The 24214-nt window shown below is 70.2% G+C and carries 23 protein-coding genes; 6 read left to right on the forward strand and 17 right to left on the reverse strand.

Annotation, left to right across the window (positions count from 1 at the left end; translation table 11 throughout):
* Window positions 1-11: 11 nt before the first annotated feature.
* From ggt to AC1MBE_RS00300, 7 genes are all read right to left on the reverse strand, one after another.
* Window positions 12-1838, reverse strand: a complete 1827-nt coding sequence (gene ggt / locus AC1MBE_RS00270; RefSeq protein WP_479779990.1) for a gamma-glutamyltransferase — start codon at window positions 1836-1838, stop codon at window positions 12-14.
* An 88-nt stretch (window positions 1839-1926) separates the two neighbouring features.
* Window positions 1927-2421, reverse strand: coding sequence for an NUDIX hydrolase (locus AC1MBE_RS00275; RefSeq protein WP_479779992.1), 495 nt, complete (start codon window positions 2419-2421; stop codon window positions 1927-1929).
* Window positions 2422-2464: 43 nt separating this feature from the next.
* Entirely contained in the window at window positions 2465-2641 is a 177-nt protein-coding gene (locus tag AC1MBE_RS00280; protein WP_479779994.1) for a DUF7340 domain-containing protein, read from the reverse strand.
* 72 nt (window positions 2642-2713) lie between these two features.
* Window positions 2714-3649, reverse strand: a complete 936-nt coding sequence (locus AC1MBE_RS00285) for a hypothetical protein (RefSeq protein WP_479779996.1) — start codon at window positions 3647-3649, stop codon at window positions 2714-2716.
* Window positions 3650-3701: 52 nt separating this feature from the next.
* A complete protein-coding gene (locus AC1MBE_RS00290; RefSeq protein ID WP_479779998.1) occupies window positions 3702-4208 on the reverse strand; it encodes an N-acetyltransferase family protein in 507 nt (168 codons plus the stop codon).
* A 349-nt stretch (window positions 4209-4557) separates the two neighbouring features.
* The gene (locus tag AC1MBE_RS00295) at window positions 4558-5601 is read right to left on the reverse strand and encodes an NAD(P)-dependent alcohol dehydrogenase (RefSeq protein WP_479780000.1); all 1044 of its coding nucleotides are present in this window, start codon (window positions 5599-5601) and stop codon (window positions 4558-4560) included.
* 330 nt (window positions 5602-5931) lie between these two features.
* Window positions 5932-6198, reverse strand: coding sequence for a hypothetical protein (locus AC1MBE_RS00300; RefSeq protein ID WP_346958214.1), 267 nt, complete (start codon window positions 6196-6198; stop codon window positions 5932-5934).
* Window positions 6199-6280: 82 nt separating this feature from the next.
* Here AC1MBE_RS00300 and hrpB point away from each other — a divergent pair, with 82 nt between their 5' ends.
* Window positions 6281-9055: an ATP-dependent helicase HrpB gene (gene hrpB, locus AC1MBE_RS00305; RefSeq protein WP_479780002.1), complete on the forward strand. Its 2775-nt coding sequence runs from the start codon at window positions 6281-6283 to the stop codon at window positions 9053-9055.
* 39 nt (window positions 9056-9094) lie between these two features.
* On the opposite strand, the gene AC1MBE_RS00310 is transcribed toward hrpB, so the two are convergent.
* From AC1MBE_RS00310 to AC1MBE_RS00320, 3 genes are all read right to left on the reverse strand, one after another.
* Window positions 9095-9316: a hypothetical protein gene (locus AC1MBE_RS00310; protein WP_346958212.1), complete on the reverse strand. Its 222-nt coding sequence runs from the start codon at window positions 9314-9316 to the stop codon at window positions 9095-9097.
* A gap of 61 nt (window positions 9317-9377) precedes the next feature.
* Entirely contained in the window at window positions 9378-10298 is a 921-nt protein-coding gene (locus AC1MBE_RS00315) for an amidohydrolase family protein (RefSeq protein WP_479780003.1), read from the reverse strand.
* Complete coding sequence (locus AC1MBE_RS00320; RefSeq protein ID WP_479780005.1) at window positions 10295-11026, reverse strand: alpha/beta hydrolase family protein; 732 nt, start codon at window positions 11024-11026, stop codon at window positions 10295-10297. Before AC1MBE_RS00320 ends, AC1MBE_RS00315 begins: the two co-directional genes overlap by 4 nt.
* Before the next feature lie 154 nt (window positions 11027-11180).
* Between AC1MBE_RS00320 and AC1MBE_RS00325 the strand changes: the two genes are divergently transcribed.
* The 3 genes from AC1MBE_RS00325 to ligD are packed head-to-tail and all read left to right on the forward strand — an operon-like array spanning window position 11181 to window position 16082.
* The gene (locus tag AC1MBE_RS00325; protein WP_479780006.1) at window positions 11181-12464 is read left to right on the forward strand and encodes a class I SAM-dependent methyltransferase; all 1284 of its coding nucleotides are present in this window, start codon (window positions 11181-11183) and stop codon (window positions 12462-12464) included.
* Window positions 12464-15013, forward strand: coding sequence for a cation-translocating P-type ATPase (locus AC1MBE_RS00330; RefSeq protein WP_479780008.1), 2550 nt, complete (start codon window positions 12464-12466; stop codon window positions 15011-15013). The genes AC1MBE_RS00325 and AC1MBE_RS00330 overlap by 1 nt, the downstream gene beginning before the upstream one ends.
* A 46-nt stretch (window positions 15014-15059) precedes the next feature.
* Window positions 15060-16082, forward strand: a complete 1023-nt coding sequence (ligD, locus tag AC1MBE_RS00335; protein WP_479780009.1) for a non-homologous end-joining DNA ligase — start codon at window positions 15060-15062, stop codon at window positions 16080-16082.
* A gap of 12 nt (window positions 16083-16094) precedes the next feature.
* Here ligD and AC1MBE_RS00340 read toward each other — a convergent pair whose 3' ends face one another.
* Window positions 16095-17120: an isopenicillin N synthase family dioxygenase gene (locus AC1MBE_RS00340; protein ID WP_479780011.1), complete on the reverse strand. Its 1026-nt coding sequence runs from the start codon at window positions 17118-17120 to the stop codon at window positions 16095-16097.
* Window positions 17121-17241: 121 nt separating this feature from the next.
* Window positions 17242-17703 (reverse strand): cupredoxin domain-containing protein, encoded by a 462-nt coding sequence (locus tag AC1MBE_RS00345; protein ID WP_479780013.1) that lies wholly within the window; start codon window positions 17701-17703, stop codon window positions 17242-17244.
* Window positions 17704-17958: 255 nt separating this feature from the next.
* Here AC1MBE_RS00345 and AC1MBE_RS00350 point away from each other — a divergent pair, with 255 nt between their 5' ends.
* The gene (locus AC1MBE_RS00350; RefSeq protein ID WP_479780014.1) at window positions 17959-18663 is read left to right on the forward strand and encodes a DedA family protein; all 705 of its coding nucleotides are present in this window, start codon (window positions 17959-17961) and stop codon (window positions 18661-18663) included.
* 444 nt (window positions 18664-19107) lie between these two features.
* Window positions 19108-19965, forward strand: coding sequence for an AfsR/SARP family transcriptional regulator (locus AC1MBE_RS00355; protein ID WP_479780016.1), 858 nt, complete (start codon window positions 19108-19110; stop codon window positions 19963-19965).
* 28 nt (window positions 19966-19993) lie between these two features.
* Here AC1MBE_RS00355 and AC1MBE_RS00360 read toward each other — a convergent pair whose 3' ends face one another.
* The 5 genes from AC1MBE_RS00360 to AC1MBE_RS00380 form a co-directional block, all read right to left on the reverse strand.
* Window positions 19994-21193, reverse strand: coding sequence for an NAD(P)/FAD-dependent oxidoreductase (locus AC1MBE_RS00360; protein ID WP_479780018.1), 1200 nt, complete (start codon window positions 21191-21193; stop codon window positions 19994-19996).
* Between the two features lie 4 nt (window positions 21194-21197).
* Complete coding sequence (locus AC1MBE_RS00365) at window positions 21198-21404, reverse strand: hypervirulence associated TUDOR domain-containing protein (protein ID WP_479780019.1); 207 nt, start codon at window positions 21402-21404, stop codon at window positions 21198-21200.
* A 125-nt stretch (window positions 21405-21529) separates the two neighbouring features.
* Window positions 21530-22831, reverse strand: coding sequence for a Y-family DNA polymerase (locus AC1MBE_RS00370; RefSeq protein ID WP_479780021.1), 1302 nt, complete (start codon window positions 22829-22831; stop codon window positions 21530-21532).
* Window positions 22824-23255: a LexA family protein gene (locus tag AC1MBE_RS00375; RefSeq protein WP_479780022.1), complete on the reverse strand. Its 432-nt coding sequence runs from the start codon at window positions 23253-23255 to the stop codon at window positions 22824-22826. The genes AC1MBE_RS00370 and AC1MBE_RS00375 overlap by 8 nt, the downstream gene beginning before the upstream one ends.
* A gap of 126 nt (window positions 23256-23381) precedes the next feature.
* Window positions 23382-24104: an EAL domain-containing protein gene (locus AC1MBE_RS00380; RefSeq protein ID WP_479780024.1), complete on the reverse strand. Its 723-nt coding sequence runs from the start codon at window positions 24102-24104 to the stop codon at window positions 23382-23384.
* Window positions 24105-24214 lie beyond the last annotated feature (110 nt).

The raw sequence follows: 24214 nt of genomic DNA on the forward strand, positions 1-24214 counted from the left end.
CCGGCCGGAGCCTACCGTGAGGAGTTGAGCACCACCGCCGAACCGCCGCCGCGCCGGACCGGCTCGGCCGCGGCCACCATCCTGCCGCCCGGACCAAACTCGATCGCGGTCGCCGCGCCGATCTCCGCCGCCGACGTGAACGCGTCCCCGGACGGGCTGAGGAGATGGCCGAACGGGGCAAGTTCGCTGCCGTAGGCGCTGATGAACTCCGGCTCCGCCGTGACCTTGGCCGTGTTCCGCTGCGAGGCGCGGGGTGCCGCGATCGCCTCGGAGATGGTCATGCCCAGGTCCACCCGGTTCAGGATGGTCTGCAGGACCGTTGTGATGATCGTCGACCCGCCCGGCGAGCCGAGCGCAACGAACGGGGCCCCGTCCTTCAGGATGATGGTCGGCGCCATCGAGGAGCGCGGCCGCTTATTAGGCTCGATCCGGTTCGGATCCTTCGGGTCGTAGACAGTGGAGAAATCGGTCAGTTCGTTGTTGAGCAGGAACCCGCGGCCGGGTACCACCATGCCGGAGCCGCCGGTCTGCTCGATGGTGAGCGTGTACTCGGCGACGTTGCCCCACTTGTCCGCGACCGTCAGGTTGGTCGTGGAGATGTTCTCGGTGTCCTTCTCCTCGGCGGGCGCCACGGTCGACGCCGGGCACACGCCGTCGTACGCGGCTACGTTCCCGGGTGCGACGGGCTTGGCCGCGGCGTGCTGCGGGTCGATCTGGCAGGCGCGTTCCTTGCCGAAGAGCGGGTCGGTGAGGGCGGCCGTCGGCACGTCCACCTGTGCCGGGTCGCCCACATATTTGCCGCGGTCGGCGAACGCCAGGGCACTGGCCTCCAGGTAGTGGTGCAGGGCCCCGGCCCGGGACATCCCGGAGAGATTGGCCGGGTCCAGGATGTTCAACGCCTCGCCCACCGTGGTGCCGCCGCTGCTGGAGGGCGCCATGCCGTAGACGTCCAGGCCGCGGTAGTTCACGTGGGTCGGGGCCTGGTCCGCCGCGCGGTAGGCGGCGAGGTCGGCCGTGGTCATGAACCCGGCCGGGACGGGCAGCCCGGCGCCGGCGGCCTTTGGCGGGGCCTGTACCGTGGCGGCGATGTCGGCCGCGAGCGGGCCGGTGTAGAAGCCGTCCGTGCCCTGCTGCGCGAGGAGCCGGTACGTGGCGGCCAGGTCATGGTTCTGGAAAATGCTGCCGACGGCGGGGGCGTCGCCGCCGGGGAGGAACAGGCTGCTGGTCGCGGGGAACGCCGCGAAGCGGGCCTTGTTGTCAAGGGTCTGCTGGCGGAACGTGTTGTCGACCACGAAGCCGCGGGTGGCGACCTTGATGGCCGGCCGAAGGGCCTCGCCCAGGCTCAGGCTTCCCCAGCGCTCGAGGGCCCGCTGCCAGGTGGCCGGGGTGCCGGGGACACCCACGGCCACCCCGCTCGTGACAAGGTCGGGGGTGAAACGGTAGGGCTGGCCCGTTGCCGGGTTGATGAACGCATCGTGCGGCATCGCGGCCGGCGCGGTTTCGCGGCCGTCAACCGTGCCGACCTGGCCGGATTTAGCGTCGTAGTAGACGAAGTAGCCGCCGCCGCCGACTCCGGCGCTGTAGGGTTCGGTGACGCCGAGGGTCGCGGCCGCGGCCACGGCGGCGTCCGCGGCGTTGCCGCCCTTGCGGAGGACCTCGAGCGCCGCCGCCGAGGCCTCAGGATCCACCGTGCTCACGGCGCCGCCGTAGCCGCTGGCCGTGGGAGTCTTTTGGGTCGCGCGGGGATCAGCGAATGCGGGGCTGGCAACGGTCCCGCCTGCCACGCTCAGGGCCAGTGCCGCCGTGACGGCGGACAGTCGACGTCCTACATGTTGCATATGCTCGCTCCCGGGCTAGGGCCGTATGTTTCTGACAGTGCCTGTCACACTACCCGGATGTCTTGTGACACTTCAATCAAGATAGTTGTCACATTTGTGATGGGGCTGGCCAGCCGGTGCCGCGGAGGTGCGCCAGGAGGGCGTCGAGGACCGGGAGCTGGCCGCGCACCAGTTTGCGCCGCGCCTGCGCCTCCCCGAACCAGGCGGCGTCATCAATCTCCGGATAGCTGCGGATCACGCCGGAGCCCTTTGGCCACTCCAGCTCAAAGGTGTTGCTCACGACCCGTTCCGGCCGGAAGTCGGCTTCGGCGGCAAAGACTGTGACGACCTTGCCGGAGGCCTGCCGGAAGCTGCCCAGCGGGAAGTAGTCGGCGTCGGGCGGGGCCGTGCCGATTTCCTCGGCAAACTCGCGCCGCGCGGCTGTCAGGGCATCCTCGTCCGTGGTGTACTCGCCCTTCGGGATGGACCAGGCGGCGGCGTCCTTGCGGGCCCAGAACGGACCACCCATGTGGGCGATCCAGAATTCCGGCTGCGACTGCGCTCCCCGCCGGTACAACAGGAGGCCTGCGCTGCGAACGCTCACGCGGACTCCGATCCACGGGCACCCGGCCCGCGGCGTGGCGGCGCTACCAGTTCCCCGGGTCGTTCATGGTGCAGGCCTGGCTGCTGCACTGCCGCGCGCTGACCTGCCAGTCGGGCTGGCGTGCCGCAAGGGAGCGCTCGTCCTTCCAGGTCGGCACCACCCGTGAGCCGCACGCCGGGCACGGCGGCTCCATATGCGCGCGTCGTTGCGCCTTGTTCATGTTTCCCCCAAAAAGCCTTGATGCGTTGCGTAAAGGTCAATGTAGCCATATTTCCATCGAAGTTACAAATACCTATGAGCGTTCCGACCACTGCACCACGCGCAGCGCTCGCAGGGTGTTCCACCGGCTCGGACGGCCGTCCCCGTCGTCGAGCGGGAAGTGGATCCGGCCCGGATGGCTGTTCTCCAACAGCCAGGTGCCGTCCGGCCGGCGCTTCGACTCCACCAGCGCCAAGGCTTCCCCGACCCGTCCGTCCGGCGCGCCACCGGCGGCCCGGAAATAATCGAGGCCGCGCAGCACGTCGTAGTGCCAGCGGACCGGGTAGGAAAACTGGAGCCAGGCCGGGTTGATCACCTCCCCGGTACTCTTGCGGCGCAGGAGGCTGCGTTCGAGCAGATACTCCTCGCCGCGCTGCCGCGCCGCGGCTACCTCGGGGGTGCCGCCGGTTGCCTGCCTGTACTCCAGCAGCCCCTCCAGGACGTTGATGGTGGTGCCGAAGGAGGATCGGGTCGAGCCCCGGTCGGCGTCGCAGTTCCAGCCGCCGTCGTCGAGCTGTTCGTCGAGCAGCCGCGCCACGACGCCGTCGACGTTTTCGCCGAAGTACGCCCCGAGCGCGACGGCCATGCCGTTGATGCAGGGTTCCACCTCGCCGTCGAAGAACGGCTGGCCCCCCTCTTCCCAGCGGCTGTTGTTCCGGACGCCTTCGACCGCGTTGCGTGCGGCACCGCTGTGCGGGTCAAGCCCGAAGTCGCGCAACAGCAGCAGGGTGTAGGTCGTCGCGGTCCAGGGCTGGCCGGGCTCCGAGCCGTCGAACGGTGCCGGGAAGTAGGTGCCGCCGTCCCACTGCCCGTCATTGCCCTGCAGTGCCAGCAGGCGGGCGCCCCATCCCTGCTCGGCGACCCGGCCCCGTTCGGCGGCCAGTTCCTCCGGCGGCGCGTCCGTGAGGTCACGCAGGACCTGCCAGCGGATCGCGGGGTCGGAGTCGAGCAGCCAGTCGAGGACGTCCATCCGGACAAGCTAGCACCGGCGGCGCGGGCCGGGGAAGGGAGCGCCGGCGTCCTTAGTCGCCGTCGTCGTCGTCGGACAGCCGGCGGAAATCGCGGGACAGGTAGAGGGCCAGCGCGGCCGAGTTTCCGCTGTCCACGGTGACGGCGACCCGTTCCCGGCCCAGGGTGTGCAGCGTGTGCAGGCAGTGGCCCAGCAGTTCTTCGGCCAGCCCCTGCCGGCGGTGGTCGGGGTGGGTGAACAGTTCCGCGATCACGCTGTCCCAGTCGCCTTTGACTCCCGGGGCCGGTTCCGTGACGATGATGGCTGCCGCCAGCTGCCCGTCGGGGGCCGCCTTGACCGCGGAGGCTTCCGGAACGTGCCGGCCCCGGGCTCCGGCGAGCAGGGTGTCGATCCAGCCGGAGGAGCGGTCCGGAGGCTGCGGCAGGCTGTCGGCGTAGGAGTCGCGGTACATCTCGGAGAGCTCAGGGACGTCAGCGGCCTGGATGGGCCGGAGAGCGGTGCCCGGCCGGCCGCCATCGCGGAGGCCGGTGACTGCGGTCAGGATGATCAAGGGATTCATAACAACCCTGCTCTCTCTTGCAGCGACGACACCTTCGGGCGTCCCTTCCAGCTTGCACCCGCTGTGTTGCGGCGGCGTTTCCGGATGGTGATATCCAGACGTCGGGAAGGCCAGCGGAAGGTGAACGCTGTCTTTCCGGAGGGGGTCATGTCCCGCCGACGACGGCGGTGACGAAGCCTGGGGGCGCGCTCCGCCGTCGTCGGGTCGTGCCGGGAGCAGGGTGGCGCGGCGGGTTCGGTCCCGGGATACGGAAACGGCCTGGTGCTACGGGAATCCGGGATTCCCGTAGCGCCGGACCGTTTGCGCGTCGTCCTTCCGGAACCGCCGCGTGCAACGGCAGTCGCGGAGGCTAGACGAGGGTTGCGGTGTCGATCACGAACCGGTAGCGGACGTCGGAGGCCAGCACGCGCTCGTACGCCTCATTGATCTTCTCGGCCGGGATGACCTCGATTTCGGCGCCGAGGTGGTGTTCGGCGCAGAAGTCCAACATTTCCTGCGTCTGGCGGATGCCGCCGATCATCGAGCCGGCGAAGGACCGCCGCCCGCCGATCAGGGCGAACGCGTTGACCGGCAGCGGCTCGGCCGGGGCACCGACGTTGACCATGGTGCCGTCGAGGCGCAGCAGCTGCAGGTAGGAGCTGATGTCGATCGAGGCGCTGACGGTGTTGATGATCAGGTCGAACGTGCCCGCGAGTTCGGTGAAGGTGTTCTCGTCGCTCGTGGCGAAGTAGTGGTCCGCGCCGAGGCGCAGGCCGTCTTCCTGCTTCTTGAGCGACTGGGAGAGGACCGTGACCTCGGCGCCCATGGCGTGGGCGATCTTGACGGCCATGTGGCCGAGGCCGCCGAGTCCGACGACGGCGACCTTCTTGCCGGGGCCGGCGTTCCAGTGGCGCAGCGGCGAGTAGGTGGTGATACCGGCGCAGAGCAGGGGCGCGGCGACGTCGAGCTCGATGCCCTCGGGGATCCGCACCACGAAGTCTTCGGTGACGACGACGTGGGTGGAGTAGCCGCCCTGGGTGATGGTGCCGTCGCGGTCTACGGCGCCGTAGGTGCCGATGTTGCCCTTGAGGCAGTACTGTTCCTCGCCGGCCTGGCAATTGGCGCACTCGCCGCAGGAGTTCACCATGCAACCGACGCCGACGCGGTCACCGACGGCGTGCTTGGTGACGGCCGAGCCGACCTCCGTGACGATGCCGGCGATCTCGTGGCCGGGAGCGAGCGGGTAGGACTGGGGTCCCCAGTCGCCGCGGACCGTGTGGATGTCCGAGTGGCAGATCCCGGCGAACTTGATCTCGATCAGGACGTCGTTCGGGCCAACGTCGCGGCGCTCGATGGTGGTGGGGACAAGGTCCTCGGTGGCGGACGGGGCAGCGTAAGCGTTTACGGTAAGCATTCTTCTCCAGTAAGAGTCGGTTCGAAAGTCGCGGTCGTGGGGGAGAGGAGTAGGCCCAGGGGCTTGGGGGCGCCCCGGAACCTGTCGGCCCACGATGGCGCTGTGCCCGGACGGCACGCCGCCCGGACCACAGTATGAGCCAACACCCTGCCGGGGTGGATTGTTCCGCAACGGAGACTTTTTTCTGGTCCAGCTTTTTGTCAGAGGTCCGGATGGGAGTGCTCCAGCGGCGGGGCGCGGGCTCATGCTTCCATTCAAGGGCCTGTTGGGGCGGGGAGGGAGACCCTGCTGGTACACGTACCGGCAGGGCCTCCCTCCCGGGCAGTGCCCCTAGCCGGCCATGCCGGGGTGGACGCGCACGAATTCGATCTTGTTGCCGGGGTCGACCCGCTTCCTGGGTGCCCGGGAAAAGCCTTTGGCGTCCAGGTGGTTTTGCGCCCGGTACTCGGCGAGCGCGTCGTCGTAGGCGGCGTTCAGCTGCCGGCCGGTGACCTCCTCGGTGGAGCCGTCGGCGAAGGTGATGGTGACGGGCGTGCTGGCGGGGAAGTGCCGGTTCATCCGGATGAAGCCTTCGGCGTCCTGCTGCAGGTTAATCAAGGGGGTTCCACCTTTGCGATTGGGTAGTCCCAGTCTTCCGTAGTTTCTGCGCCCTCCGCGACGCAGCGGGACCGCGGAATCAATGGCGGGGCGGGCGGGACCGTTCGTAGGAGCGGCGGGGGAGAATGGAGGGGTGACTTTTTCGCCGACCGCACAGACCCCGGAATCCAGGCCGTTCGATCTGGCCGCCCTGGGAGCCGGCCTGGTCTTCGCAGGATCGCTGGACCGGCTCGCGGCGGCGCTGCGCGCGGAGGACCCGGCCGGTGCCGCGGTGGTCGAGGCGCCGCCGGGCACGGGGAAGACCACGCTGGTGCCGCCGCTGCTGGCCAATCTGGCCCTGCAGGGAGCCGCCGGCCGGGCCCCGCGCATTGTGGTGACCCAGCCGCGCCGCGTCGCCGCGCGTTCCGCGGCCCGGCGCCTGGCCGCCCTGGACGGCAGCCCGCTGGGCGGACGCGTCGGCTATACCGTCCGCGGCGACCGCCAGGCCGGGCCCGGTACCTGGGTCGAATTCGTGACGCCCGGCATCCTGCTGCGCCGCCTGCTGGCCGATCCCGGGCTGGAGGGCACCGGCGCGGTGGTGCTCGATGAAGTCCACGAACGGGGCCTGGAGACCGACCTGCTGCTTGGCATGCTCGCCGAGGTCCGCCAGCTCCGCGGTGACCTGACCCTGGTCGCCATGTCGGCCACCCTGGACGCGCCCCGGTTTGCCGCCCTGCTCGGGGACACCCCGCCGGGGGAGGCGCCGGGGCGGGCCGCGCACGACGGCGGCGGCGCGGCGCCCGTCGTCGGCTGCCCGTCGGCGCTGTATCCGCTGGCGGTTCAATGGGCCCCGGCGGCGGGGCCGCGCCTGGACGAGCGGGGCGTGACGCGGGCCTTCCTTGGCCACGTCGCGGACACAGCAGCGGAAGCCCACGCCGCAGCGCTCGCCGCCGGGGAGGACATCGACGCCCTGGTCTTCCTGCCGGGCGCCCGGGAAGTCTCGGAGGTTGCGGCCCGGTTGCGCGGCCGGACGGGGGCTGAGGTGCTGGAGCTGCACGGCCAGGTCACCCCCGCCGTGCAGGACCGGGCGGTGTCCGGCCGCGGCCCGGGCGAACGCGCACGGATCATCGTCTCCACGGCGCTCGCCGAGTCCTCCCTGACAGTCCCCGGGGTCCGCCTGGTGATCGATTCCGGCCTCTCCCGTGAGCCGCGGCGGGATGCGGGGCGCGGCATGACCGGTCTGGTGACCGTCTCCTGTTCCCGGGCCTCGGCGGACCAGCGCGCCGGACGCGCCGCCCGCCTGGGACCCGGACGGGTGGTGCGCTGCTATGACCAGCAGAGCTTCGGCGCCGCCCCGGCACACCAGACCCCGGAGATCGCCGTCGCCGACCTCACCGGCGCGGCCCTGGTGCTGGCCTGCTGGGGCTCCCCGGGCGGCCGCGGACTGGCCCTGCCGGACGCCCCGCCCCGGGCGGCGATGGACGAGGCCGTCGAAGTCCTGCGCGAACTCGGCGCGGTGGGACCCGGTGGCCTCGCGACGGACCTGGGCAAGACGCTGGCCCGGGTCCCGGCGGATCCGCGGCTGGCCCGCGCCCTGCTGGACGGCGCGGCCGCCGTCGGGCACCGCGCCGCCGCGGAGGCCGTCGCGGTCGTCGCCGGCGGACAGCGGGTCCCCGGCGCCGATCTGCCCGGGCTCCTGAACGCCCTGCGGGCCGGGACCGATCCCGGGTCCCGGCGCTGGGCCGACGACGTCCGGCGGATGGAGGCGATCGCGCGCCAGGCCCGGACCGGCAGCGAAGCGTCCCGCCCCCTCGCAGCGACGCCGCCCGCAGCGTCCCCGCCCGCAGCGCCGCCGCCCGCAGCCCCGGCGGGACGCGCAGCCGGGGCGGAAGGCACCGGCTTCGTCGTCGCCCTCGCCTTCCCGGACCGGGTGGCGCGCCGGGTCCCGGGGCCGGGGGAACGGTACCTGCTGTGCTCCGGAACCCGGGCCGGGCTCCCGGCCGGCAGCGGCCTGGCCGGCCACGAGTGGCTGGCGGTCGCGGAGGTATCGCGCGCCGAAGGACGGGACGCGGCCGGCACCGGTGCCGTCATCCGGTCCGCTGCCCCGCTGTCGGCGGACGCCGCGGAGACCGCCGCGCGGCAGCTGCTCAGTGACACGGTGGAGGCTGCCTTCGGCCAGGGCCGGGTCACCGCGCGCCGGGAACGCCGCCTCGGTGCGATTGTTCTCTCCTCGACGCCGGTGCGACCGGCCCCGGCGGAGGGCCGCGCCGCGGTGGCCCGCGCCCTGGCGCAATCCGGGCTGGCGACGATTGGCTGGTCCACGGCGGCGGACGCCCTGCGCCGGCGGCTGGCCCTGCTGCACCGGGAACTGGGTGCGCCCTGGCCGGATATGTCCGAGCCCGCCCTGCTGGGCCGCCTGGACGAGTGGCTCGCGCCCGAACTTGAAGCCTTGGCTGCCGGTTCCCCGACCAGCGGCATCAACCTGGCCGAACCGCTCCGGCGGCTGCTGCCCTGGCCGGACGCGGCCCGGCTCGGGGAGCTGGCACCGGAGACGCTGGAGGTGCCCAGCGGCTCGCGGGTACGGATCGATTACCCCGAGGCGGGGGACGACGACGGACGGCCGGTAGTCGCGGTTAAGCTGCAGGAGTGCTTCGGCTGGGACCAGACGCCGCGGCTGGTGGCAGGCCGGGTTCCGGTGCTGTTCCACCTGCTCTCCCCGGCCCGGCGGCCGCTCGCCGTGACCGACGACCTGGCATCCTTCTGGTCGGGCCCCTACGCGCAGGTCCGGGCGGAGATGCGCGGCCGCTACCCGAAGCATCCCTGGCCGGAGGATCCGTGGACGGCGCCGGCGACGGCCAAGGTCAAAAGCCGGATGTGACGCCCAACGGCGGGGCGGCGCCACCCATCGGGGCAGGTGCTACCCGGCCTCCGCGCCCTCCCAGGCAACATGGACCCAGCGCTGGCCCTCGCCGTCCCAGGATTCCGAATGGCCCAGCAGGGCCAGGTCCTGGAAGCTGACCTCGATCCCGTTGCGCTGAAGCTCGTCGCGGAGTTCGCTGGTGGCCTCGCGGACCGCTGTCACCACTGCTTCGGGGTTGTCGGATTCAACGGGGCGGGATGCTTCGTATGGTTTGCTCATGGGCACCATCTTTCAGCCTGGGCGCCGTTATGGGAACCACCCCGCGATGGGAGCGGCCAGCTCAGCTTCCCACCAGCCGTTCGCCGTTGAACCAGCAGACCGCGCGCAGCCACTCGTCGTCGAGCCGCGGCTCCTTGTCGCGGAGGCGCTCCAGCGCCTCAAGCTGGTGCGCGTAGGGGTACGGGATATTGGGGAAGTCGCTGCCGAGCACAATCCGGTCCGCAAACTCCACGAGCCTGGGCAACAATCCGGCGGGGAACGGGGCGACGTCTTCGAAGAAATCGGTGAACGCCATCGTGGTGTCCAGATGGACCCGGGGGTACTTTTCGGCCAGGGCCAGGAACTCGCCGTACTCCGGCGTGCCCAGATGCGCGACGACGGCGGTGAGCCCCGGATGCCGGCGCAGCACGCCCTCGAGCTTGTCCGGGCCGGTGAACCCGGCCCTCGGTACCGGGCCGCTGCCCACGTGCACCACCACCGGAACGGCCGCGTCGGCAAGGAGGCCCCACACCGGGTCCAGGACCGGCTCGCGCAGGTCGAAGCCGCCCACCTGGGCGTGGATCTTGAAGACCCGCGCGCCCCGGTTGAGGGCCGACTCGACCTGCCCCAGCACGCCGTCCTCCGGATAGAACGTGGCGCTGGGGACGCAGTCGGGCTCGTCCGCGGCGAGGCCCAGGGCGAAGTCGGTCAGGTCGGCCGCCATCCCGGGCCGGTGCGCGTAGGTGAGCGCGGTGAAACGGCGGACCCCCAGCTGGCGGAGCCTCGCCAGCCTGCTGTCCTGGTCCGTGCGGTAGGTGATCGGCCAGGGCCTGCCCACCAGCGGTCCGGCCGCATCGAAATGTGCCCAGACCCGCCGCAACATCCGCTCGGGGAGGAAATGCGTGTGGATGTCGACCAGTCCCGGCAGCCCCAGCCGCTGCCACCAGGCCGGGACGTCGCCGTCCGCCAGCGCTGCCGTCCCGCCGGTGCGCGGCCCCGTCACCGGGGACCCTTCGACCGGGCGCCCTCCGGGCGGCCGCTGTCGGCAGGCCGGTCCGCGCTGTGAAGCCGGATGAACTCCGCCACGGCCGCCGCGAGGCTGGCCCCGATTTCGTCCGGTGCCCGCTTCATCCCGGCCACGGCGAACGAATGGTCGCCGCCCTCACGCCACTGCAGCGTCGCGGCCGGGCCGATGCGCTCCACCACTGACTCCAGCAGCCCGCCGGTGGCGAACGTGTCCCTGGTGCCCTGCAGGAAGAGCATCGGCACGGTGAGCCCGTAGAGATGCTCGTCGCGCAGCTTCTCCGGTTTGCCCGGCGGATGCAGCGGATAGCCGAGGTACACCAGGCCCGCCGCGGGCATGCCGTCCGCCACCGCCATTGACGCCATCCGGCCGCCGAAGGACTTCCCGGCGGCCCAGAGCGGTTCGCCCTCGGAGCGGGCAGCGGCCGCATCCATCGCGGCCCGCCAGGCCGCGATGGCCGCCGGGGGCCGGTCCGGGAACTTCCGGCCCGCCTCGCGGTACGGGAAGTTGAAGCGCAGGGTGGCGATGCCGGCGTCGTTCAGGGCCGCGGTGAAGCCGCGCAGGAACGGGTGCTCCATCCCGGCGCCCGCGCCGTGGGCGACCACAAGAGTCGCGGCGGGGTCAGCCGGCCGGGCGTAAACCCCTGAAACGTCAGTGCCGTCGACGTCGATGGTCAGCGGGAGTTCAGCGGAAAAGGCCTCAGACATGTCAGCCACCCTAATCACCGGTTGCGGGGATCACCAGAGCGGCCCGCCGTGCGCCGCCGAAGCGCGCGCTTCCGGGACGTCCGGCCCCTGTTCCGGCGCCCCGGCTGCCAATAGATTGGGGCTGGGGCAAGCCACCGGCTGAGAGGAAAGAACCATGTCGACCACTGCTGGAGCCGCGTCGCGGCTGGCCGGGGCGCTGGCCATCGTGCTCGGTACCGAGGACATCCCGCTGCGGCTGCGCGCCTGGGACGGCTCGGAAGCGGGACCGGAGGGCGCCCCGCTGCTGGTCTTCCACTCGCGCCGGGCGCTGCGGCGGATCCTCTTCTCGCCCGGCCAGCTGGGCCTGAGCCGGGCCTACGTCGCCGGCGAGATTGAGGCCCCCGGCGACATCTTTGCCAGCTTCGGCGCGCTCAGCTCGGCGGGGAAGTTCGCCGAGCCCGGGCCGTTCCGGCGGCCCACGGTTCGGGAACTGGGGACCCTGGCCGCGGCCGCGGTGCGGCTCGGCGCGCTGGGGCCGAACCCCGCCCCGCCCCCGGAGGAGGCCCGCGTGGCGCGCAAGGGCCGGCGGCATTCAAGGAAGCGCGACGCGGCCGCCATCTCGCACCACTACGACGTCGGCAACACCTTCTACGCCCTCGTGCTCGGCCCGTCCCTGGTCTACTCCTGCGCTGTCTGGGAAACCCCGGAGACGGGCCTGGACGCGGCGCAGGAAGCCAAACTCGACCTGGTCTGCCGCAAGCTCGGCCTCCGGCCCGGCATGCGGGTGCTGGACGTCGGCTGCGGCTGGGGCAGCTTCGCCATCCACGCCGCCGAACGCTACGGGGCCGACGTCGTGGGCATCACCCTGTCCGCCGAGCAGGCGGAACTGGCCCGGAAACGGGTGGCGGAAGCGGGGCTGACGGACCGGGTCGAGATCCGGATCCAGGACTACCGCGAGGTGGACGACGGGCCCTTCGACGCGGTCAGCTCCATCGGCATGTCCGAGCATGTGGGCCGCGAACAGCTCGGCCACTACGTCTCCCGGCTGCACGCGCTGCTCCGCCCCGGCGGCCGGCTGCTGAACCACGCCATTTCCTGGAACGCCGGCCCCACCGACCCGGATCCCGATTCGTTCATTCCGCGCTACGTCTTCCCGGACGGGGAGATGCTCAGCCTGGCCGAGATGATCGGCGCGCTGGAGGGCGGCGGCCTGGAGGTGCTCGACGTCGAGGCGCTGCGCCCACACTACGCACTGACCCTGCGGGCCTGGGTGCAAAACTTGGAGCGCCACTGGGACGAGGCCGTGCGGGCCAGCAGCCCGGGCCGGGCCAAGGTGTGGCGGCTCTACATGGCCGCCAGTGCGCTGGGATTCGAGGCCGGAACCACCGGGGTGAACCAGGTCCTGGTGCAGCGCGCCGGCGGCGCCGAACCCCCGCTGCGCCGGACCGCCTGGCTCTGATGAAACCCGGACCGGCCGCCGCCGTCGCGGAGGGGCTCGCCTCGGCGGAGGCGGCCCGGCGGCTGGCGGCCGACGGTCCCAACGAACTGCCGACGGCGAAGCCGCGGAACATCCTGCAACAGAGCTGGGCCGTGATCCGCCAGCCCATGCTGCTCCTGCTGCTGGTCGCCGGGACCGTGAACTTCCTGCTGGCTGAACTGCTGGACGGCGTGCTGCTGATGTCCTTCGTCGTCGTGGTGATCGGAATCTCCATCTACCAGGAGCGCAAGACCGAGAACGCCCTCGCGGCGCTCCGGGACCTGTCCTCACCCCGCGCCCTGGTGGTCCGGGACGGGAACCAGCTCCGGATCCCCGGCCGCGAGGTGGTACGCGGCGACCTCGCCGTGCTCGCCGAGGGCGACCGGGTGCCGGCGGACGCGGTCCTGCTGGAGGCCCGCAACTTTTCGGCCGACGAATCAGCGCTGACGGGCGAATCCGTGCCGGTGCGCAAGGCGCCGGGCCCGGCCGGGACCGCGGCCGAGGCCATGGGACGGCCCGGCGGGGACGCGACGCCCTGGATCTTCTCCGGCACCCTGGTGGTCAGGGGCCACGGCCTGGCGCTGGTCAAGGAGACCGGGGCCGGCACGGAGCTGGGCCGGATCGGTTCGGCCCTGCGGTCCATCGAGCAGGAACCCACCCCGCTGCAGCGGGAAATCGACCGGCTGGTCCGGTACCTGGCCGCCTTCGGCCTGGCGGCCGCCGCCGTCGTCGTGGTGGTGTACGGGCTGACCCGCGGCAACTGGCTGGAGGGCCTGCTGGCCGGGATCGCGACCGCGATGGCGATGCTCCCCGAGGAGTTCCCGGTGGTGTTGACCGTGTTCCTTGCCCTGGGGGCCTGGCGGATGTCGCAAAAGCACGTGCTGACCCGGCGCGCGCCGGTGATCGAAGCCCTTGGCTCGGCGACAGTCATCTGCGTGGACAAGACCGGCACCCTGACCCTGAACAGCATGACCGTCCGCCAGTTGGTGGTGGGGAACCAGAATTACACCATCGATGAAGGGCCGCTGCCGGAGGCTTTCCACACCATCGCCGAGTTTGGTGTGCTGGCCTCCCCGGTGGACCCCTTCGACCCGATGGACAATGCCTTCAAAGCGGTGGGCGGGAAGTACCTCGGCGACCCCGGACACCTGCACACCGACTGGGAACTGGTCCGCGAATACCCGCTCTCCGAAAGCCTGCTGGCCCTCTCGCACGTCTGGCGCGCGCCCGACGGCAGCCACTACGTGGTGGCCGCCAAGGGCGCCCCGGAGGCGATCGCCCGGCTGTGCCGTCTGGACCCGGCCCGGCTCGCGGTCCTGATGGCGGACGTGGAGACGGCCACGGCCGGCGGCCAGCGGGTCCTCGCCGTGGCGCGTGCCTCCTTCGACCGGACCGGAAGCCTGCCGGACCGCCAGGCGGACTTCGACTTCGAGTACCTCGGCCTGGTCGGCCTGCACGATCCACTGCGGCCCGGCGCGGCAGACTCCGTCGCCGCGTGCGCCCGGGCAGGGGTCCGCACCGTGATGATCACGGGGGACTACCCCGGGACCGCGCTGGCGATCGCCCGCGAGATCGGGCTGGACCACGGCGCCGGCGTCATTACCGGTCCGCAGCTGGAGGCCATGACCGACGACGAGCTGGCCCGGCGGATCCGCACCGTCAGCGTGTTCGCGCGGATGGTGCCGGAGCAGAAACTCCGGCTCATCCGCGCCCTCAAGGTCAACGGTGACGTTGTCGGCATGACCGGCGACGGCGTCAACGACGCCCCCGCACTGCGCGCCGCGGATATCGGCATCGCCATGGGCGCGCGCGGCACCGACGTGGCGCGGGAATCCGCCGACCTGGTCATCACCGACGACGACTTCAGCTCGATTGCCGGCGGCATCCGGCAGGGCCGCGGCATCTTCGACAACCTGCGCAAGGCCCTGGCGTACACCATCGCCGTGCACGTCCCGATCGTCGGCATGTCCCTGCTGCCGGTCTTCGTCAGCGGGTGGCCGCTGGTGCTGCTGCCGGTCCAGATCGCGTTCCTGGAACTCATCATCGACCCGGCCTGCTCGGTGGTCTTCGAAGCCGAAGAAATCGACCCGGCGATCATGGACCAGCCGCCGCGCCGGGCCGGCCAGGGCATCTTCGGTCGCCGGGTGCTGGCCATCGCCGCCTGCCAGGGGCTCTCCGTGCTCGCGGCCGTGATCGGCGTCTACCTCTGGAGCATCAGCAGCGGCAAGGCGGACGACGTCGTCCGGTCACTTTCCTTCGCCACCCTGGTGGTCGGCAACCTGTCACTGATCCTCGTGAACCGGTCCTGGCGGCTGCCGGTCTGGCGAACCTTCCGTGAGCGCCGGAACCGGACGCTCAAGTGGGTGGTCGGCGGCGCAGCCCTGTTCCTCGTAGTGCTGCTGAACGTTCCGGGACTGCGCGGCGCCTTCGACCTGGGGCCGCTGACGCCGGGGGACTGGGGCCTGGCCGTCGCCGCCGGGGCCGCCGGAGTGGCCTGGTTCGAAATCTACAAGACCGTCCGCCGGCCCTGACGCTGCCTCCTTTCACTGGACCGCGCCCGCGGGGTAGCTTGTCCTCATGGCTCGGGAAGAAACCACGGTCTCCGTCGAGGGACCGGACGGCAGCAGGGAAGTCAGGATATCCAGTCCCAGCAGGCTGCTCTGGCCCGAAGCGGGCCTGAGCAAGCTGGACCTCGCCCACTACGTGGTCGCCGTCGGGGACGCGTTCCTGGCCGCCAACGGCAGCCGGCCCATTACCCTGCAGCGCTTCTCCGGCGACGTCGACGGCGAACAGTTCTTCTCGAAGAACCCGCCTAAGGGCGCCCCGGACTTCGTGCGGGCCGTGGACGTGGTCTATCCCAGCGGCCGGTCCCACCCCCAGCTGGTGATCGACGAGATCGCCGCAGCGGTCTGGGCGGTGCAGATGAACACGGTGGTCTTCCACCCCTGGGCGTCGCGGGCGGCGAACCCGGACAACCCGGACCAGCTGCGGATCGACCTCGACCCGCAGCCCGGGACCGGGTTCCGGGACGCCGTGCCGGCCGCCCGGGAACTGCGCACCGTGCTGGCCGAGGCGGGGCTGACCGCCTTCATCAAGACCTCCGGCAACCGCGGACTCCACGTCTTCGCACCGATCGAGCCCGCGCATGAGTTCCTTGAGGTGCGGCACGCCGTCATTGCCGCCGCGCGCGAACTCGAACGCCGGATGCCGGAGCAGGTCACCACCGCCTGGTGGAAGGAGGAACGCGGCAGCAGGGTCTTCATCGACTTCAACCAGGCCAACCGTGACCGCACGATGGCAGGGGCCTACAGCCCCCGCGCCCTGCCCGCCGCCACCGTGTCCTGCCCGCTGGCGTGGGAAGAGCTGGAGGGCGCGGACCCCAAGGACTTCACCGTCGCGACCGTTCCCGGCCGGCTTAAGGCCACCGGGGACCCCTGGGCCGGCATGCATGCCAGCCCCGGCTCCATTGAGGCCCTGCTCGGGTGGTGGGAGCGGGACGTGGCCGCTGGCCTGGGCGAGCTTCCTTTTCCGCCGGACTTCCCGAAGATGCCTGGCGAACCGCCGCGGGTGCAGCCCAGCCGGGCCCGGAACAAGGACTAGGTCCGGCCCGTTTTACTGGACCAGCTCGGGGTGGTGCAGCCGGGCGACTTCGGGGTGGGCGCGGAGCCAGCCCTTGAGCACGTTGGCCCCGTAGGAGGCGAGCATCGGGTTGTCCGGATCGTCCGAAAGCCCACGGGACTGCGCCGCCAGCGCCGGCGGCAGCGGAACCGGATCGATCACGGCGTCCAGCCGGGGCGACCAGAAGAACGGGACCGTGTAGCGGTCGACGCCGGGCGGCGGCGCCTGCACCCGGTGGACCGTCGCCGAGAGGTACCCCTGGGTCGCCACTTCAAGCATCTCGCCGAGATTCACCACCAGGGCACCCTCGATCGGCGGCACAGGAATCCAGACGTCGCTGCCGTGCGGCCGGACCTCCAGCCCGCCCACCCGGTCCTGCAGCAGGAGGGTCACGAAGCCGTAATCCGCGTGCGCGCCAACGCCCTGGTTCCCCGCGGCCTGAACCACGCCGCCGACGTAGTGCGTGAGCTTCGCCATCCACGCCGGTGTCCCCTCGAAGGCGGCGGCGAAGTGGTCTTCCGGCAGCTCCAGCGACACCGCGATCGCGCCCAGCAATTCCGCGCCGACCCGGCACATGTGTTCGGCCCAGGCCATGGCCACGGTGCGCAGCTCCGGGAGGGCCGCGTCCGGCCAGAGGTTGGGCCCCTGGATCAGCCAGTACGGCTGATCCTCCGGGTAGCCGCGCAGGGCGGGCCGGTCCGGGCCGAAATCCAGTTGCTCCCGGGCGTCCGGCCGCCCCTGGGTCACTTCGTGGCCAAGCCTCGTGTAGCCGCGGAAATGCGGCGACTTGCGGTTGTCCAGGGCCAGCCGCTCCGCTTCCGGCAAAGCGAAGAACCGTCGGGTGACCGCGAAAAGCTCAGCAACCTGGGCGGCGGTGGCGCCGAAGCCGGTCAACTGGAAGAAGCCCACCCGGTGGCTGGCGTCGCGGAGGGCCGCGACGAAAGCGGGATTGAAGGACCCGTCCCCGCTTCTCGCCTCAGCCAGGTCCAGCACCGGGATTGATTCGGTTGGAGTGTCCATCACTGCAACGTAGCACCGGCCGAACTGCTATTGAAGGCGTCCGCGGTAGCGGCGCCGGCCCCTGGCCAGCCGGAGTACAACCAAGCCGCCCGGCCGGGTGCGAACCTGCGGACCGGCACGCTCACTTGACCGTCAGCGTCCCGTGCATGCCGGGGTGAAAGGTGCAATGGAAGGCGTACGTTCCCGGAGTCGACGGCGCCGTAAAGGTGGCCGTGCCGCCGCTGCCCTTGACGTCGACGTCGAACGCCGGTCCGTCGTCGGCCGTGACCGTGTGCTCGGCACCATCCATGTTGGTCACGGTCACGACCGCACCGGCGGCCACCACCAGCGGCGTGCCGTAAGCGAAGTCCCGAATCGTGATCACTGCTGCGGAAGTTGCCGCGGCTGATCCGCCGGAGGGCGTGCCGGCCGCGCCGCCGCCCATCTCCGTACTCCCGGTCACGGACGCGCTGGCCGGGGGAGCGGTGGCCGCCGGCGCGGTGACAGTCGGCGCAGCCGTGGTCCCGCCGCCCGGGGCGCATCCCGCGGCACCCAGCAGGACCACCGCCAGCAGCAGCCTGGCACGCGCGTTTCCGGTGTTCATAGCCGACTACCTTCCCACTTGGATCTTGCAATGACAGTGAAGCGGCCTGCTTCAATTCTGCTCCCGTTCCGCTCCCGTGGCGCCGGCAAATCTGACGGTGGTCACTTGATGCTGCCCTCGCACCGGGCCTGGTTCGGGCTTCCGGCAGAGTCGCCGCCGGCAGGCTGCCCTGGCCGTTTTCGCGCCGCGGACCGGGGACGGTATGGCAGGGTGGAGAGTGCCCGAGTCCCGCCGTGCCGCCAAGGAGTCCGACCGATGACCGTGCCAGCCATGCTGCCCGTAGCCTCCGCAACGCAGGACCTGACCGGGATTGTCGGTTTCGCCGCGCGGTCCATCGATGCGCTGGGGGAATGGGGCGTGGGGCTCTTCACATTGGCCGAAACGGTCTTCCCGCCCATCCCGAGCGAGGTCATCCTGCCCCTGGCCGGATTCCTCACCCGGCAGGGGTCCATGAACCTGGTGCTCGTCTTCCTGACCAGCACCCTGGGCGCCTACCTGGGGGCGCTGGTGCTCTACTGGCTGGGCGCCCGTCTGGGCTTGGAACGGTCCATCCGCTGGCTGTCCCGCCTGCCGTTGGTGGACCGGGAGGATTTTGAGAAGGCAGCGGACTGGTTCGACCGGCACGGCAGGCCTGCGATCTTTTTTGGCCGGCTGATTCCGGGCGTGCGAAGCCTCATCAGTCTGCCGGCTGGGGCCCAGAAGATGAACATGCTCAGCTTCAGCGTCTTCACCCTCGCGGGAAGCGGCCTGTGGAACGGGATCCTGATCGGACTGGGCGCTGCCCTCGGGGCCAGGTATGAACTGATCGACCAGTACTCGCACTATCTCAATTACGCCGTGTACGCGGCCTGCGCGGCCCTGCTGCTCTGGTTCATCGCCAGAGGTGTCCGCCGGAGGAGGAAGCCGGACAGCCAGGGACCGCGCCGCGGGAACTCCGGCCGCGGGAAGTCCGGCGGGTAGGCAAGCGCTGCGCGTGAGGGTGCCACGCTACGTGACGGCCCCTTGCTTGCCGCTGCGATCTACTTGGCCATAACGCCGGCTACCTGTATTTCTTCGCGGCGCCGTACTCGCCGTTCCCGGTCGCCGTACCCGACTTTTGCCGTGCGCCAGATCGGGTAGTTCCCGCGCTTGCCGCCCCCGGAGGGGCGTGTAACCGTGGCTCCGGGGGCAGGAACGGAAAACGGTGCCGGTCCGCCGTATTCCGCACCTCTTCCAGACTCTGTTCCTGCTCTTGGAACGGCGTGCCTCTGTCTTGAACGTCGTGTCGCAAGAAGGACTCGCTGTGAACAACGCGATTTGCATTCGTTGCCTGGGGAATCGGAGGACATCGTGCACAAACCGTTTGGAGCACTACCATCCATATCGGTTCAACTCTTCGGACCTCTGGAAATCCGCCGCGATGGCGTGTCCCTCACGGCCGCGGATCTGGGCGGGAGCAAGCCACGGCATATTCTTGAGCTTCTCCTGCTGAACCTCGGCACACCGGTGTCAAAGACGCGGTTGATCGAAATCCTCTGGGGGCCCCATGCCAGCGACGGATCCGTGGCCACGCTGGAGAGCTACGTCAGCGGCATCCGGCGGGCGATCCAGCCGGGAGAGACCAAGACGGGGCCACTCAGGACGGCCAACAGCGGATACGTCCTGGAGCCCCGGCTGGTGGACCTGGACCTCACGCGCTTCCACGGCCATCTGCGCGCCGCGGGGCGTGCCGCGCCGGCCGAGGCGTACGCGCTCCTGGTCCAGGCACTGGAGCTCTCCGCCGAGCCTCTCCTCGGCTTCGAACTCGTCGCCGACTGGGCGGAGGCGGCCCGCGCCCGCCACGCCGCCGATCGCGTTGCCGCAATGATCGCCGCCGCGGAGGCGGCAATGTTCCTCGGGCGGCACGACGAAGCGGTCCGCTGGGCGCAGTCAGCCGTCCGGTCGGAGCCGCTGAACGAGCGGGCCTGGACGGTGCTGGTGACGGCGTATGAACAAGCCGGCCTGCCGGTGGAGGCCCTGTCTGCGTATGACCGTTGCCGGCGCCTTTTTGACCGTGCTCTGGCCTGCCCGCCGGGACCGGCCCTCCAGGCCGCGCATCTGAGGCTGCTGCGGCAGCGCGCTGAAGAAAATACGGAGCTCTCCGAAGTCCTGGCGGCCCTGCTGCTCCTCGGCGAACGGCTGCAGGCAACGGGGCCGACGGGCCCGGCGGCCGATGACCGGCTCCGGGAGAACGCCGGAAGGATCCTGGACTCCTTCCTGCAGCGCGTCCGGGCCGCGGTTTGACGGGTCCCAGGCCGCCCGTTCTGCAAGCCTAGGCGCGGCCCTTGAGGATCAGGTTCCAGTACACCTGCGGGAAGATGTCCCGGTCCACGACCCATGACGCGCGGCTCTCTTTCCACGTCGGAACCTTCGGGACCGAGGGCATGGGCCTGTAGTGGTCGTCGAACTCGGCGAAGACAACAGTCGACCGGGACACCGTGAAGGGGCACACCGAGTAGCCGTCGTACTTCTCCGGCAGCGGCTTTCCCTCACGGGCCGCGACGAGGTTCTTGGCCAGGACCTTCGTCTGCTTCCGCAACGCACCGCCGGACTTGGAGTTGGTGGTCGCCGCGGCATCCCCCAAGGACCAGATGTTCGGGAACCGGGTGTGCCGGAGGGTCTGCGGGTCCACGTCCACGAACCCGCCGGAGTCGCCCGGGGCGGGCAGTTCAGTGGCCTTGAGCCAGTCCGGGGCCGACTGCGGCGGTACGGCGTTGAGGACGTCGTAGTGCAGCTGCTCGGTGGATCCGGTTGTGTTGTCCCGGATCACCACGTTTTGGGCTGCCGGCTCCACTGCAACCAGTTCACTGTCCAGGCGCAGTTCAATGCCGTACTCGGCGATCTTGCGACGCAGCTCATCATCCACCCCGGGCACGCCGAACACGGTGGGGTAGGGCTGCACCATGACGACGCGAATGTCCTTGAGGACTCCCTGCCGGCGCCAGTAATCGCAGGCCAGGTACATCGGCTTCTGAGCGGCGCCACCGCACTTGATGGGGCCCGAGGGCATCGTGAAAACGGCGGTGCCGGCCCTGAGGCCACTCAGCAGCGCCCAGGACTTCGCGGCCAGGCTGAAATCATAGTGGGACGCACCCGCGGTGGAACGGACGGCTTCGGCCAGGCCCGGGATACCGGCCCAGTCCAGCTGCAGGCCCGGGCAGACCACCAGGTGGCCAAAGCCCAGCCGGCGGCCCGAGGCCAACGTCACCGTGTTGCCCGCCGGGTCGATGTCCACCGCGCTGTCCCGGATCCATTCCACGCCATGTGGCATAACGGAGCTCTGGGTCCGGACGGCTTCCGCGGCCTTCGCCCTTCCGCCGGCGATGTGGGAGAACAGCGGCTGGTAGAAGTGCTGCTCGCCGGGCTCCACCACGGCCACGTCCTTGATTCCGTAGCGACGCAGGCGCGCGGCGAGGGAAACTCCGGCATTGCCGCCGCCGATGATGAGGACATCGTGGTCCTGGCTGGCCATGGCGTTACTCGTTCACTGTCAGGGCGGAGGCTTTGTGCGCGGCCCGGGCACCGGTTGTGGCTGACTCCACGACGTACATCGGCTCGTCCGCACTGGCCCGGTGGGTGTGTCCGTCCAGCTCGAAGTCACTGACCTTTTTCTGCACAACCGTGCCGTGGGTGGGGCCCTGGGGCGTGTTCCATTCGACGGGTGTTCCCTTGCTTAGCGGCATTGGCGCTCCTCGGATCGGCCGGTTCCAGCGGCCCGCGGGTGCCAGCAGCCGGAGCCTCAATAGTAAGCATGGTGACCTCTTTTGGGTATCGTGCCGGTGCAGGCTGCCGGATCCTGCGGGACTGGTCAGGCGGCCTTGACCACGGGGAGTTCGTCCCAGTGGGTGGTGTAGCGCGGGGACAGCATGTCGCGCTTCATCGTCCAGTCAGGTCCGCCGCGGATGCCTGCGGACCCCAGGCCGATGGAACCCTTGCCGTACTTGCGGCTGACCTCCTCCAGCAGCGGGCCGATGCCCCGTTCCTCGTGCGGGTTTTCAAACACGGCCAGCGGAGCCTGGTTGGCTGTCGGGCGCAGGTCGGTGACCATGATGCCGGCCCGCGCATAGTTGACGCCGTCGACGATCCGGGGGAGCAGGGCGTAGGCGGCTTTGGCCAGCAGCAGCGGGTCCGCGGTAGGCATTGGCAGCGAAACGCACGCCGAGGGATGCGAGCTGTCCCGCGGGTTGTAGTGGGATGTGGCGGCGAAAGCCGTCAGGACCTTGGCCTGCAGGCCGTGCCGGGCGAGCCGGGCGCTGGCCTGCTGCGCGTAGATCCCGAGGACCTGGCGCATTGCGGCCGCGGTGCTGATGGGGGTGGTGAAGGACCGGCTGAAAATCAGCTGGTCGCGGCCGACGCGTTCCTCTTCGAGCGGGATGCACGGCGTGCCCCGCAGTTCCAGGACCGTGCGCATCAGCACCACCGAGAAGCGGTCCCTGATGGTGACCGGGTCCGCCCGGGCCAGGTCAAGCACGCTCCGGATCCCCAGCCCGTTCAGGCGTTTGGTCAGCCGCGTGGAGACGCCCCAGAGCTCGATGACGGACAGACCGGCCATCAGTTGCTCCTGGCGCCCGGCGGGAACGGCGTCCCAGTGGCAGACGCCGTCGAACGCAGGGTTGTGCTTGGCCCACTTGTTCGCCAGTTTTGCCAGGGTCTTGGTGCCGGCGATCCCGACGCACACCGGAACGCCGACATTCCGGCGGACCGACGTCTTCATGGCCTGCCCGCGCCGCAGCAGTTCTTCCGGGCTGCCGCGGACGCCAAGGAAGGCTTCGTCGATGCTGTAGACCTCCAGCCACGCCGAATACCGGCCCAGGAGTTCCATCACCCGGGCGCTGATGTCCCCGTAGAGCTCGTAGTTGCTGGACCTGGCGACCAGCCCCCATTCCCTGGCCCGCGGGGCAAGCTTGAACCAGGGCTCGCCGAGGGGGATGCCCAGGGCCTTCGCTTCCGGCGAGCGGGTGACGGCGCAGCCGTCGTTGTTGGACAGCACCACCACCGGCCGGCCCTCCAGTGAGGGGTCGAATGCCCGTTCGGCGCTGGCGTAAAAGCAGTTAACGTCCACGAGGGCAATACTGCCGCCGGGCCGCGGCTCGGGCCTGGGCCTAGACATGGTGGAGGCACCGGGTGACGACGCCCCAAATGACGAGGTCGGACAGGGCGGGCACCCGGATGTCCGGATAGCGCGGGTTGTCTGCCTGCAGGACCACCCCGGAGGCGGTGACGCGGAGGCGCTTGACGGTGAGCTCGCCGTCGAGGACGGCGACGACGACGCACCCGTCGCGCGGCTCGAGCGCCCGGTTGACGATCAACTCATCCCCGTCGCTGATGCCGGCGCCTTCCATGGAGTCCCCTGAGACCCGGACGACGTAGGTGCTGGTGATGTCCTTGATCAAGTGCTCGTTGAGGTCGATCCGGCCGTCAAAGTAGTCCTGCGCCGGCGACGGATAGCCGGCAGCGACCGGCACCGGCGAGATGAGGACCGACAGGAGGGAAGAGCCCGCGTCTATCACGCGGGGCCCGATAATTACGCCCACAACACACCCTTTTTCGAATATATGTTCGAATTCAAGTGTAGCGCCCGGCACTGACTTTTGACCGTGGTCGCCCAATTGCATGTGGCCGCTGCCCTCTGCCGGGGCCGGTGGCTGGCGCCGCTGCGGCTAGGCGAAAGCGGTGACGCCGGGACCGGACCTGGCGTCCACATTTATCTGGGGAAGCTTCTCGAAGGCGGGCTTCCCCAGCCAGTATCCCTGGAACAGCCGGATGCCGGTTGCCTTCAGCTCCAGGAACTCCGCCTCAGTCTCGATGCCTTCTGCGAGCACCGTGATGTCGAGCTCCCTGGCGATATCGACGATGCCGGCGACGACGGCCTGGCGGGCCGGGTTGGTGTCGATCCCGCGGATGAGCTTCATGTCAATCTTCATCAGGTCGGGCTGGAAATCGACAAGGAGGCCCAGCCCCGCATGACCGGCGCCGAAGTCGTCGATGGCGGTGGTGAAACCATGCTTGCGGTATTCGGTGATGATGTTCGTAAGGTGGGCGGTGTCCGAGACCTCCTCATTTTCCGTGAACTCGAACATGATCGACGACGTCGGAAAACTGCATCGCCTGGCTGCGAGCAGCGTCGCACGAAGGCAGGCGGCCGGTTCGTAGACTGCGTTCGGCATGAAGTTGATCGACAACATCAAATCCTCACCCGCCGGAAACAGCCGCGATGACAGCTCGATCGCCTTGACGCGGCAGTCCTGGTCGAAGCGGTACTTCTGCTCCGGCGACACCTTTGACAAAACTTCGTAAGCACCCTCGCCCGACAGACCCCTGACCAGCGCCTCGTAGCCCCACACCCGGTCGGCAGCGGCGTCATAGATCGGCTGGAAGGCCATGCTGAAATCGAAGTCAAGTTTTGAAGATGTGCTGCAGCCGTCACAGGCCATGTGGGAGTCCCCTCTCGCTGGTTTAGGTCTACCGTAGGACACGAGAGCCGCCGTCGAGG

Source organism: Arthrobacter sp. BG5, assembly GCF_056680155.1.

What these genes read in the sequence shown, in the direction of transcription:
- ggt (WP_479779990.1), bottom strand. Translation starts at nt 1,838, where the DNA reads ATGCAACATGTAGGACGTCGACTGTCCGCCGTCACGGCGGCACTGGCC.
- AC1MBE_RS00280 (WP_479779994.1), bottom strand. Translation starts at nt 2,641, where the DNA reads ATGAACAAGGCGCAACGACGCGCGCATATGGAGCCGCCGTGCCCGGCG.
- AC1MBE_RS00285 (WP_479779996.1), bottom strand. Translation starts at nt 3,649, where the DNA reads ATGGACGTCCTCGACTGGCTGCTCGACTCCGACCCCGCGATCCGCTGG.
- AC1MBE_RS00290 (WP_479779998.1), bottom strand. Translation starts at nt 4,208, where the DNA reads ATGAATCCCTTGATCATCCTGACCGCAGTCACCGGCCTCCGCGATGGC.
- AC1MBE_RS00295 (WP_479780000.1), bottom strand. Translation starts at nt 5,601, where the DNA reads ATGCTTACCGTAAACGCTTACGCTGCCCCGTCCGCCACCGAGGACCTT.
- hrpB (WP_479780002.1), top strand. Translation starts at nt 6,281, where the DNA reads ATGGCGGGGCGGGCGGGACCGTTCGTAGGAGCGGCGGGGGAGAATGGA.
- AC1MBE_RS00310 (WP_346958212.1), bottom strand. Translation starts at nt 9,316, where the DNA reads ATGAGCAAACCATACGAAGCATCCCGCCCCGTTGAATCCGACAACCCC.
- AC1MBE_RS00320 (WP_479780005.1), bottom strand. Translation starts at nt 11,026, where the DNA reads ATGTCTGAGGCCTTTTCCGCTGAACTCCCGCTGACCATCGACGTCGAC.
- AC1MBE_RS00325 (WP_479780006.1), top strand. Translation starts at nt 11,181, where the DNA reads ATGTCGACCACTGCTGGAGCCGCGTCGCGGCTGGCCGGGGCGCTGGCC.
- AC1MBE_RS00330 (WP_479780008.1), top strand. Translation starts at nt 12,464, where the DNA reads ATGAAACCCGGACCGGCCGCCGCCGTCGCGGAGGGGCTCGCCTCGGCG.
- ligD (WP_479780009.1), top strand. Translation starts at nt 15,060, where the DNA reads ATGGCTCGGGAAGAAACCACGGTCTCCGTCGAGGGACCGGACGGCAGC.
- AC1MBE_RS00340 (WP_479780011.1), bottom strand. Translation starts at nt 17,120, where the DNA reads ATGGACACTCCAACCGAATCAATCCCGGTGCTGGACCTGGCTGAGGCG.
- AC1MBE_RS00345 (WP_479780013.1), bottom strand. Translation starts at nt 17,703, where the DNA reads ATGAACACCGGAAACGCGCGTGCCAGGCTGCTGCTGGCGGTGGTCCTG.
- AC1MBE_RS00350 (WP_479780014.1), top strand. Translation starts at nt 17,959, where the DNA reads ATGACCGTGCCAGCCATGCTGCCCGTAGCCTCCGCAACGCAGGACCTG.
- AC1MBE_RS00360 (WP_479780018.1), bottom strand. Translation starts at nt 21,193, where the DNA reads ATGGCCAGCCAGGACCACGATGTCCTCATCATCGGCGGCGGCAATGCC.
- AC1MBE_RS00365 (WP_479780019.1), bottom strand. Translation starts at nt 21,404, where the DNA reads ATGCCGCTAAGCAAGGGAACACCCGTCGAATGGAACACGCCCCAGGGC.
- AC1MBE_RS00370 (WP_479780021.1), bottom strand. Translation starts at nt 22,831, where the DNA reads ATGTCTAGGCCCAGGCCCGAGCCGCGGCCCGGCGGCAGTATTGCCCTC.
- AC1MBE_RS00380 (WP_479780024.1), bottom strand. Translation starts at nt 24,104, where the DNA reads ATGGCCTTCCAGCCGATCTATGACGCCGCTGCCGACCGGGTGTGGGGC.